The 10,774-nt window shown below is 69.7% G+C and carries 10 protein-coding genes, 1 tRNA gene and 1 pseudogene; 9 read left to right on the top strand and 3 right to left on the bottom strand.

The window, feature by feature from the left end; genetic code table 11:
* Positions 1-289 precede the first annotated feature (289 nt).
* The 6 genes from G3I65_RS39095 to G3I65_RS39120 all read left to right on the top strand — a co-directional run bounded on the left by G3I65_RS39095 (position 290) and on the right by G3I65_RS39120 (position 4,476).
* Positions 290-366: transfer RNA gene (locus G3I65_RS39095), tRNA-Arg, on the top strand.
* 306 nt (positions 367-672) lie between these two features.
* Complete coding sequence (locus G3I65_RS39100; protein ID WP_160700547.1) at positions 673-951, top strand: hypothetical protein; 279 nt, start codon at positions 673-675, stop codon at positions 949-951.
* A gap of 111 nt (positions 952-1,062) precedes the next feature.
* Entirely contained in the window at positions 1,063-1,680 is a 618-nt protein-coding gene (locus tag G3I65_RS39105) for a TIGR03086 family metal-binding protein (RefSeq protein ID WP_160700548.1), read from the top strand.
* Between the two features lie 11 nt (positions 1,681-1,691).
* Positions 1,692-2,123, top strand: coding sequence for a VOC family protein (locus G3I65_RS39110; protein WP_309235932.1), 432 nt, complete (start codon positions 1,692-1,694; stop codon positions 2,121-2,123).
* An 87-nt stretch (positions 2,124-2,210) separates the two neighbouring features.
* Entirely contained in the window at positions 2,211-2,804 is a 594-nt protein-coding gene (locus tag G3I65_RS39115) for a dihydrofolate reductase family protein (protein WP_160700549.1), read from the top strand.
* Positions 2,805-2,946: 142 nt separating this feature from the next.
* Entirely contained in the window at positions 2,947-4,476 is a 1,530-nt protein-coding gene (locus G3I65_RS39120; protein WP_160700550.1) for an alpha-amylase family glycosyl hydrolase, read from the top strand.
* 115 nt (positions 4,477-4,591) lie between these two features.
* On the opposite strand, the gene G3I65_RS39125 is transcribed toward G3I65_RS39120, so the two are convergent.
* Positions 4,592-5,545, bottom strand: coding sequence for an NAD(P)-dependent oxidoreductase (locus tag G3I65_RS39125; RefSeq protein WP_160700551.1), 954 nt, complete (start codon positions 5,543-5,545; stop codon positions 4,592-4,594).
* Between the two features lie 177 nt (positions 5,546-5,722).
* On the opposite strand from G3I65_RS39125, the gene G3I65_RS39130 reads away from it, so the two are divergent.
* Positions 5,723-6,325 carry a sugar O-acetyltransferase gene (locus tag G3I65_RS39130; protein WP_160700552.1) on the top strand — a complete coding sequence of 201 codons (603 nt, stop codon included), beginning with the start codon at positions 5,723-5,725 and terminating at the stop codon, positions 6,323-6,325.
* A 57-nt stretch (positions 6,326-6,382) separates the two neighbouring features.
* On the opposite strand, the gene G3I65_RS39135 is transcribed toward G3I65_RS39130, so the two are convergent.
* Together G3I65_RS39135 and G3I65_RS39140 are read right to left on the bottom strand one after the other, a co-directional pair.
* Entirely contained in the window at positions 6,383-7,921 is a 1,539-nt protein-coding gene (locus G3I65_RS39135) for an FAD-binding protein (protein ID WP_309235933.1), read from the bottom strand.
* Between the two features lie 292 nt (positions 7,922-8,213).
* The gene (locus G3I65_RS39140) at positions 8,214-9,146 is read right to left on the bottom strand and encodes an LLM class F420-dependent oxidoreductase (protein WP_160700554.1); all 933 of its coding nucleotides are present in this window, start codon (positions 9,144-9,146) and stop codon (positions 8,214-8,216) included.
* A 234-nt stretch (positions 9,147-9,380) separates the two neighbouring features.
* On the opposite strand from G3I65_RS39140, the gene aroB reads away from it, so the two are divergent.
* Positions 9,381-10,571, top strand: a complete 1,191-nt coding sequence (gene aroB, locus G3I65_RS39145) for a 3-dehydroquinate synthase (protein WP_160700555.1) — start codon at positions 9,381-9,383, stop codon at positions 10,569-10,571.
* Positions 10,568-10,774: pseudogene (locus G3I65_RS39150) on the top strand (hypothetical protein); the annotation flags it as partial. The gene aroB and the pseudogene G3I65_RS39150, both read left to right, overlap by 4 nt.

The following is a 10,774-nucleotide window of genomic DNA, read 5'->3' on the forward strand; positions in this document are numbered from 1 at the left end:
GGCCGCTCCCCCGACAGCGGCCCCACCCCGTGGGCGCGCCGCCGCGGCACGGCGCGCCCACGGGGCCTACCGGCGGCAGCCCGCCGCACATGTCCGTCGCACGGGAGTGGTCCGGACACCTCCCCCGAACGGGTCGGATCGCGGGCAGTGACGGTGTCGCCACCGGACTCCGGAATTACGTCGAACGAGACCTGAAACGATTCGCCGGTGTCGAACGATCGAGAGAATGGCGACGACTAAGCTGCCGGTGCCGGGCGACCGGCACGATCGGCAGCAGCCGTCGGCGCGGGCCCTCGTAGCTCAGCTGGATAGAGCAAGAGCCTTCTAATCTCTAGGTCGCAGGTTCGAGTCCTGCCGGGGGCGCCACCAGGGAAGACGTCGTGCGCGGCTGCGCACGACGTGCCCTGGCCACGTGATCGGCCCCACATCGTGCTCCCACAATGGACGGTGGCCGCCCGCATTCCCCCGCAGCGCGCGAAGGTCCGGACGACGCACCGTGCGAGCGGCCAGGTGGCCCAACGGAGCCGGGCCGAGTTCCAGTCGAGACAACCTTGTTACCCAGACGGTGAACCGGCCGTCGTGCTCCCGCGCGACCGAACGGTCACACCGAGCGATGAACCGCGTCAAACCGACACGCCGGCCCGATCCGGCAGACCTGTGGAGGACACCATCGTGGCGGACCACGGATCCACCCCGCGCCACCGCCGCCGGCGCGAGAACGGCGTCGCGCGCACCATCTTCGACGACGCGCGCCGGGCCGGTCTGGTGCAGCGGCACCTGAGGAAGCTGCGCCACTTGGCCTTCCGCGCGGCCACCGAGCATTCCGGCACCGGACCACCGGCGGCCGCGGTCCCTTCCGGCGGCGCCGCACTGTCCAGTTCGGATCAGGCACCGAGCGGGCCCGCCGCGCCACCCGGAGAGATCGCGCCGCCCACCGCGGAGGCCGCTTGACCGTCACCTGCGGACACTGACCACGGCAAACGGGAATTTCGCACGCAACAAGATGATCGTCAGCGTGATCTTGTCCCAGATTGGAGGAAAGCCGGCGACGAGAGGACGGACATGGACCTGCCCACACTGCTCGAGCGCGCTTTCCGGACGACGGCGGAGGTGGCGGCCGCCATCGAACCGGCGGCCTGGGACGGGCGGAGCCCGTGCCCGCGGTGGTCGGTGCGCCAGGTCGGCAGCCACATGCTGGGCATGGTCGGCTTGACGACGCACGTCGCGAGCGGGCTGACGCTGGACCCCGCCGAAACGCAGCCGGAGCGGCTGGCGCAGCTGGCGTACACCGACCGGCTCGGCGCGGACCCCGCGGCCGCCATCCGGGCGGTCGGCGACCGGTCCGTCGCCGTCTTCGCCGAGCCCGGCACCCTCGAACGGCTCACCGAGGGCAAGGGCGGGGCGGACACGCCCGGCTCGGTGCACGCGTTGATGTGCATCAACGAGGTGCTCACCCACGGCTGGGACCTGGCGAGCGGCGGCGGGGTCGCCTACGAGCCCGACGCCGAGGTCGTCGCCACGGCGCGGGAGTTCGCCCTCGAACTCGTGGGGCCCGAAGCGCGGGCGCTCGGGATGTTCGGGCCGGCCGTGGAGGTCGGGGCGGACGCCGACGTGCTGACCGCGCACCTGGGTCACACCGGCCGCCGGTCGCCGTGGCCGGGAATCCGGGCGGCGGCCTGATCGTGGGCGGGGTGCGGCGATTCGAGCACGTCGGCGTGATCGTCGACGACCTCGAAGCGGTGACGGCTTTCTTCGCCGATCTCGGTTTCGAAGTCGCGACGCCGATGCGGATCGAAGACGAATGGGTCGATCGGATCCTCGGGCTCGAAGGCGTGCACGCGGAAATGGTGATGGTGAACGCGCCGGACGGCAGCGGGAAGCTCGAGCTGACCAAGTTCCACCACCCGGTCGACCCGGCGCCCGCTCCGGCGCCGGTCGTGAACCGGTTGGGGTACCGGCACATCGCGTACATCGTCGAGGACCTCGACCGCACGATCGAGCTAATTCGGGCGAAAGGTCTGGACACCGTCGGCGAAATCGTCAACTACGAAAACATCTTCCGGATGTGCTACGTCCGCGGGCCCGAAGGCCTCATCGTCGAACTGGCCGAGGAGAGCACTTAGGGAGATGCGGGACGCCGCCCGCTCGATAGCATCGCCAACGGGCGCAGGAATGTCCTGCGCCGCCGATGAAGTCAAGGAGCGGATGCAATGGCCCGAGTTGTCGTACACGCAGTGGTTTCGCTGGACGGCTACATCGCCTATCCCGATGACTCCGTCGGACCGCTGTTCGACTGGTACGGGAACGGCGACACCACGATCCGCGCCAACGACGAGTGGTCGTTCAACGTCAGCAAGGCGTCCGCGGACTACGTGCAGCCCTTCTGGGACGCCATCAAGGTCACGGTGATCGGACGGCACCTCTTCGACACCTTCGACGGCTGGGCCGGCAAGCCGGCCTCCGCGGACGAACTCGTGGTCGTCACCCACCGGCCGCTGCCGGACGAGTGGCTGGCCCGGTTCCCCGACGCGCCGTTCCACACGGCCGACTCGATCGAGAACGGCATCAACCTGGCCAAGAAGCTGGCCGGTGACGGGCTGGTCTGCGTGGCCGCGGGGGACGTGGCCGGGCAGGCGTTCTCGGCCGGGCTCGTGGACGAGGTCGCGCTGGACGTCGCGCCGGTCGTCTTCGGCGAAGGCAAGCGGTACTTCGGCAGCCACTCCGGGACCGTCCTGCTCGAGGACCCGGACGTCGTCATCCAGGGCGACCGCGTGCTGCACCTGCACTACAACGTCAAGCGCTGACCCGCGCCGGAGAAAACGTTTACCAGGTCGCCGGGAGCACGGCCGCTCTCGGCGATCTGCGTGCCGCCGCGCCCGCCGCGCGCGAACCTTCCCGCACGTTCGGATACGCGGCCTGACCGGCGGTTCTTGTAGCTTGGCAAGCATGGCTGACTGGTTGGCGGATGCGGTCCTATACCAGATCTATCCGCAGAGCTTCGCGGACTCGAACGGGGACGGGATCGGCGACCTCGGGGGCGTCGAGTCCAAATTCGACTACCTGGCGTGGCTGGGTGTCAACACGGTCTGGCTGAACCCCTGCTTCGCCTCCCCCATGTTCGACGCGGGGTACGACATCGCGGACTACTTCCGCGTCGACCCGCGGTACGGCAGCAACGACGACCTGCTCAAGCTGGTCGACTCGGCGGGCAGGCACGGGATCCGGGTGCTGCTGGACTTCGTTCCCGGGCACACCTCCAACGAACACCCGTGGTTCGTCGCCTCCGCGAACGACCCGGACGACCACCGGTACATCTGGGCCGCCGAGCAGGGGCCGAACTTCCAGCCGTCGCCGGGCAGCCGGGAAGGTTTCTACCTGCCGAACTACTTCCCCGTGCAGCCCGCGCTGAACTTCGGGTACGGGCGGCCGAACGAGGCCGAGCCGTGGCGCCAGCCGGTGGACGCCGAGGGGCCGCGGGCGAACCGCCAGGCCCTCCGGGACATCATGGACTTCTGGATGGGCTACGGCATCGCCGGGTTCCGGGTCGACATGGCGCCGTTCCTGATCAAGGACGACCCCGGCCTGGTGGAGACGTCGAAGCTGTGGCGTGACGTGCGCGCGTGGATCGACCGCGCGCACCCCGGGACCGTGCTGCTGTCGGAGTGGAACGACCCGAAGCTGGCCGTCCCGGCCGGGTTCGACGCGGATTTCTTCATGCACTACGGGGAAAGCCGCGCGTTCCGTTCGCTGTTCCACAACCGCGCGGTCTACGACATGACCTGGGAAGACCCGCGGCCGGCCTACTTCGACGCGGCGGGCCAGGGCTCGATCGACGTGTTCCTCGCCGAATGGGCGACGACGGCGGCGTCGATCGGCGACCGCGGGCACGTCATCCTGCCCACCGCGAACCACGACTGGCCGCGGCTGGTGGCCGGTTCGCGCACGGCGCGGCACGCGCGCAGCGCGCTGGTGTTCCTGCTGACCTGGCCGACGCTGCCGGCGATCTACTACGGCGACGAGATCGGCACGCAGTACCAGCCCGGCCTGCCCGACCACGAGGGCAGCTTGCTGCAGGTCTTCGAGGACGGCTTCAACCGGGCGGGCTCGCGCACGCCGATGCAGTGGGACGCGGCCGATCCGGACGTCACCTACCTGCCCGCGAACCCGTCGCCGACGCGGCCGGACGTGGCCTCGCAGCGCGAGGACCCTGGGTCGAACCTGAACCTCGTCCGCGAACTCATCGCCCTGCGCAAGGCGAATCCCGCGCTGGGCACCCGCGGGGGCGTCTCGATCGTGCGGGCCGGGTACCCGTTCGTCTACCGCCGCGGTGAGTTCACCGTGGTGGTCAACCCGGCGCTGCGGTCGGAGACCGTGAACGTGACGGCGCCCGGCGAGCTGGTTCTCGGCGAGGGCACCAGCTACGACGCCGCCGGGCTGCACGTCTCGGGCTACGGCTACGGGATCTACCGGGCCTGACGAGGCCGCCGAACCGCCACCGAAGAATCCCGGCCGGGACCCGGCCGGGTTTTTTCGTGCGTGGGCACAGGAAAAAGCCCCGGGCCAGGCGGCCCGGGGCTCCTTCGAAACGGACTCAGCGCTCGTGCGTCTTCAGCCAGGCGACGTAGTCCTGCACCGTGCGCGCGGAGTCGTACTCCGGCTCGAAGCCGGTGTCCTCGCGCAGGCGGGTGATGTCGAGGTAGTTCGGCGAGGGGCGCTCCGGGCTGCGGCCCGGCGGGAGCGTGATGTTCGCGCCCGGGACGGCCTTGTTGATCTCGTCGACGACCTCGGCGTAGGGCACCAGGCGCCCGCTCGAGACGTTGTACGTGTTGTGGTTCAGGTGCTTCGCCGTCATGAGCAGGGCGATCGCGCGGCCGCAGTCCTTGACGTAGCAGAGGTCCGTGGCGTCCTCGGCGTAGGCGTCCGGGCGCGGCGGGGTCAGGTCCGCGTCCTCGCCCAGCACGGCCGAGCTGAGCAGGCGGGGCAGCGCGAAGAACGGCGAGTCCGGCAGGCTCAGCGGCCCCCAGATCGTGCCGATGCGCAGGTTGACGAGCTCGAAGCCGCCGGCGGCCGCGGCCGCGATCGAGAACAGCTCCGCCGTCTTCTTGAACTGGAGGATCTGGGGCAGCGGCAGCACCGGGAGGGCCGCGTCCTCGCGCCACGGGGCCGAGTCGTCCACGCCGACGTAGACGCCGATCGAGCTGGCGACGGAGAACCGGCGCACGCCCCAGACCGACGCGGCCTTGAGGGCGTTCAGCAGGCCGAGGGTCTCGACGCGGAGGTACTCGACCGGGTCGGGGGTGGCGAAGTAGCTCGCCGCGAGGTGCACGATGCCGGTGATCTCGTGGCGCTTGCCGATGTCGAGGAAGGCTTCTTCGTCCGTGGTGTCCAGCGGCTCGACCACGACCCGGCCCTCGGCCTCGTTCGCGAGGTACTCCGGCAGCCCGGTGGACCGGTGCGACGTGAGCACGACGGATTCGCCCAGGTCGAGCAGCGCCCGTGCGGTGTGCGACCCGATCGAACCCAGGCCGCCGGTAACGAGTATCATTGTCATCCTTTCGCGATTTTCCGACGATGATCGCGCTCGTCTTCGCCGACAGTCATCCTGCCCTACCTCACCGCATTTCCGGCCGGAACGAAAGGGAATCGGCACGCTGGGAGATGTCCTGATCACCGCCCCACGGGCACCGTGGAACGGTGAACCGGAACCCCGAGGAGCGTCGCCATGCAGCTTGATGACCACGCGATGAAGGAATTGATGCTGGCCGGCGAGTACCACCTCGCCAACGGGGAACTCCTGAGCGAGGAGGTCCGGCGCGCCCAGCTGCTGCTGGAGGAGTACAACCGCAGTTCCGTGCTGGAAGGCGAACGGCGCCGCCAGATCTGCGAAGAGCTCTTCGGCGAGTTCGGCGAAGGCGCCTACCTGCGCCCGCCGTTCTACTGCAACTACGGCTACCAGACCAAGATCGGGGCCCGCAGCTTCGCGAACTTCGGCGTCATCTTCCTCGACGTCGGGCAGATCACCATCGGCGAGGACGTCCTGCTCGGGTCGTACTCGCAGCTGCTGGCCGCCGGGCACACGATCGAGCCCGAGTCGCGCCGCGCGAAGTGGGGCTACGGCAAGCCCATCACCATCGGCGACAACGTCTGGCTCGGGGCGGGCAGCATCGTCGGCCCGGGCGTCACCATCGGCGAGAACGCCGTGATCGGCGCGAATTCCGTGGTGATGAAGGACATCCCGGCGAACGTCGTCGCCGTGGGCGCGCCGGCCCGCGTCATCCGGACCATCGAGCCGGGCGAAGACCGGCCCATCGACATCGCGAGCTGAGCACGCCACGAGAAAGGCCCCGGACCGGGTGGTCCGGGGCCTTTCTCGTGCGGAGCGTCAGGACGGCAGCTCGACCGACTGGCGGTGCCGGAACACGTTGCGGGGGTCGTACTTCTTCTTCACAGCCTGCAGGCGCGGGTACGCGCCCTTGTAGTACAGCTCGTGCCACGGCGAGGCCGACTTGTTGAACGCCGGGTCGCTCAGGTCGGCGTCGCAGTGGTTGACGTACGAGCCGTCCGAGACGTCGTTCGGCACCGGGACGCCCCCGGTGGCCGCGTAGACCTCGGCGTAGACCTCGCGCGCCCAGGCGATGTTGGCGGCGTCGCCGGCGGCGCCGTTCCACACCGAGGACCACTGGACCTGGTAGGCGGCGTCGCGGTGCTGGATGGCCGTGTTCGCCTGGGGCACCGCGGAAACCTGGCCGCCGTAGGGCTGGAAGATGATGTTGATGTTGGGGTTGCTGATGTCCGAGCGGGTCAGGTGCTTGTACATCGCCGCGGTCTGCTCCGGGGTGAACAGGCCCTTCATGAACGCCGCCTTGTACTTGGCGCGCGACGTCGGGTCGTTCGCGACCGAGTTGGTGGTCCCGGTCAGCTCGACGAACTGCAGCCACGGCAGCGTCTGCGGGGCGACGAAGTCGGGCGGCGCCACGCCGTCGGCCAGGTAGGCGATGAAGCTGTCCATGATGGCCTGCGCGTTCGGCACCGACACGTCGAGCTGCGCCAGCGCGGTGACCGAGCCGCTCGACTTGTGGTTCACCGACAGGGCGCCGGTCAGGTCGCGGGCCGGGCTGCTCGGAGACTTGTTGTCGATGTGCCACTGCCCGTAGTTCCGCACCAGGCGCGAGAACTGCTGCTCCGACAGGTTGTTCAGGTTCCAGCCGGCCACGGTGAAGTTCGTCTTCGCGGGCGGCTTGGGCAGCAGCTTGCGCGGATCGGTGCCGGTCGCGCCCGGCGACCGGAAGAAGTACCGCGTCACGATGCCGAAGTTGCCGCCACCGCCGCCGGTGTGCGCCCACCAGAGCTCGCGGTTGGGGTCGCCGGGCTCGCGGGTGGCGACGACCGTCTGGGCCCGGCCCGCGGCGTTCACCGTGACGACCTCGACGGCGTACAGGTGGTCCACGACCAGGCCGTTGCGGCGGACCAGCCAGCCCCAGCCGCCGCCGGCGACGTGCCCGCCGACGCCGACGGAGTAGCAGACCCCGCCGGGGATGACGACGCCCCAGGTCTTGTACAGCTTCTCGTAGACGTCCAGCAGCGTCGCGCCGGATTCGATCGCGATCGCGTTGAGCTGCGAGTCGTAGCAGACGCGGTTCATGCTGCTCAGGTCGAGGATGACCTGGGTGTCGTCGCTGTAGACGAAGTCCTCGTAGCAGTGGCCGCCACCGCGGACGGTGATCCGCTTGCCCGCGCTCACGGCCGCGTTCACCAGCGGCGCGATCTGCGACGGCGCGTCGACGACGGCGACCCGCTCGGGGTGCGCCACGAACCGGGCGTTGAGGGCGCGCACCAGGTCCGGGTACTGCTGGTCCGCGGGGCTGATGACCGAGGCGGGGTAACCCGAACCCGCCGCGGTCGATTCGGCGGCTCCCGCCACCCCGGTGAGGAGACCGGTGTCGAGCAGCGCCGTCCCGCCGACTCCGAGAACTGCGCCAGTGAGGAATTTTCTCCGACCAGTGACCTGCCGCTCATTGAGCATTTCTGCCGTTCCTCTGCGATCGCGACTGAGTGCCGAATCAAGAATTGAGAGGAGAAAATTAACCGATCAGGTGATTGACCAGCATCTTGCGTCGTGCGGTTAGCGAAAAGGATGCGCTTCGGCACCCTGGGTGACCACACGAAAGAAGGGGGCTTCCCTCGGACGAGGAAAGCCCCCTTTCGGCGAACCGCTAGACCTGCGGGACGACCTCCGCGGCGATCAGGTCGAGGTGGTCCAGGTCGGCCAGGTCGAGGACCTGGAGGTACACCCGGGAGATCCCGGTGCGTTCGCGCCACCGGCCGATCTTGTCGACGACTTCGGCGGGCGAACCGGTTAGCGTCTTCTCGCGCAGGTCTTCGACCGTGCGGCCGATCTTCTCCGCGCGTGCGGCGACGGTGGCCTCGTCGGCGCCGACGCAGATGGTCTGCGCCACCGAGAACGTGATCTCCGCGGGGTCGCGGCCGATCTCGGCGCAGGCCGCGCGGACGCGGTCGAACTGCGCCGCCGTGTTCTCCTCGTCCCACAGCGAGTTGTTGAACTCGTTGGCGTAGCGGGCGACCAGGCGGGGCAGCCGCTTCGGCCCCTTGCCGCCCATGATGATCGGCGGGTGCGGGCCCTGCACCGGCTTCGGCAGCGCCGGCGAGTCGACGATCCGGTAGTGCTTGCCCTCGAACGAATACGTGTCGCCGACCGGCGTGCCCCACAGCCCGGTGAGGATCTCCAGCTGCTCCCCCAGCCGGTCCACGCGCTCGCCCTTGGTCGGGAACGGCGCGCCGATGGCGTGGTGCTCGCCCTCGAACCAGCCCGAGCCGATGCCGAATTCCACGCGGCCACCGGACATTTCGTCCACCTGCGCGATGGTGACGGCCAGCGCGCCGGGGTACCGGAACGTCACCGGGCTCAGCAGCACGCCGAGCCGGATGCGGCTGGTTTCCCGCGCCAGCGCGCCCAGCGTGACCCACGCGTCCGACGGACCGGGGTGCGCCGCGGCGATTCCGGTGCGCATGTAGTGGTCGGACCGGAAGAACGCGGGGAACCCGGTCGCTTCGGCGTGCCGGGCCACGCGCAGCAAATCGCCGTGGCCGGCCCCTTCCTGCGGTTCGGTGAAGATCCTCAGCTCCATGGGAAAAAGCCTATCCCGGCAAGGAGGGCACGCTAAGCGAGGCGGCACGCTCGGAGATGAGCACGACAAGGACCGGTGCGAGAGTTCGATGAGCGACGGCGCAGCCCGCGGTGCCCGCAACCCGATCCCGGTGACTACAAAGTACCAGCCGGAGCACGGTGTTCCACGATTTGGACACCGCGCGGGTCCGCAAGGTGCGGTTGCGCGAACAAGGACTTCAAGGGGAGTCAAAACATGCTCGAGCACGTGCGTTGTCCGCATCTGGTACCGATTCCCGCGGCGGACGATACCGAGCCGTTCACCGCCTCCGCCAGCCGCGACGACATCTACTCCGTCTTCGTCTGCAAGGCCGAGCCCTGCGCGGAAAAGTTCCTCCTCAAGCAGATCGACGGCCGGCGGGTCGCCCTCGTCACCGACGACACGGTCGCCGCGCTGCACGCCGAGCGCCTCGCGAACTCGTTGCGGGCACAGGGAATCGACGTCGCCATGACGTCCTTCCCGCCCGGTGAGGCCAACAAGTCGATCGACACCGCGGTCCGCATGCTCGACTGGCTGGCCGGCACGTCCATCGCGCGCCGCGACATCATCCTGTCGGTCGGCGGCGGCGTGGTCATCGACACCATCGGCTGGGTCGCCAGCGCGTACATGCGTGGCGTGCCCTACATCAACGTGCCGACCACGCTGCTCGGCCAGGTCGACGCGGCGCTCGGCGGCAAGGTCGCCGTCGACCACCCGAGCGCGAAGAACCTCATCGGCGCGTTCTACCAGCCGAAGGCCGTCGTCTCGAACGTGGCGTATCTGTCCACTCTGGACCGTAGGCAGATCGCGGCCGGGCTGGCGGAGGCCATCAAGAAGGGCGTGATCGGCTCACCCCCGCTGTTCGACCTCATCGAGGAGAACGCCGACCTGGCGCTCAACCGCGACCTGCCCGCGCTGGAGCAGATCGTGCGCGCGGCGAGCGTCGTGAAGTCCGAGCTGATCCAGCTGGACCCGTACGAGGTGGACCTGCGGCGCCCGCTCAACTTCGGGCACACCGTCGGCCACGCGGTGGAGACGGTGACCGGCTACGGCCCGGTGCTGCACGGCGAGGCCGTCGCCTACGGCATGACGATCGCCGCCGAAATCGCGGTGCGGCGCGGGATGCTCGCCGAGGACGACCGCTCGCGGCTGGTCGGCCTGCTGAACCGCTGCGGGCTGCCGACGTCCACTTTGGACCTCCCGGGCTCGGTGCAGCCGGGTGCCGTCACCGCGGCGCTGGGCCAGATCCGGAAGATCCGCGACTCGAAGATCCGGTTCGTGCTGCCCGTCGAGTACGGCTGCACGGTCATCGCCGACGACGTCACCGACGACGAGGTCGCGATGGCGATGGCCGCGACCCGCGCCGCCGCGCTGGCCGAGTCGCGCGAGGGGGCGAGGGCGGCATGAGCACCCCGGCCGATGCGCTGTCGTGCGCGGCGGTGCTGTTCGACCTCGACGGCGTGCTGGTGGAATCCGGCAGCACCGTCGAGCGGTCGTGGCGCGCCTGGGCGGTGGACCACGGGCTCGACGCGGACGCCGTGGTCGCCGCCTGCCACGGACGCCCGTCGGCCGAGACGATCGCGGCCGTAGCGCCGCACCTCGACGCCGCC

Origin of the sequence: Amycolatopsis sp. SID8362, from assembly GCF_010550475.1 — a bacterium.
Taxonomy (GTDB): Bacteria; Actinomycetota; Actinomycetes; order Mycobacteriales; family Pseudonocardiaceae; genus Amycolatopsis; species Amycolatopsis eburnea.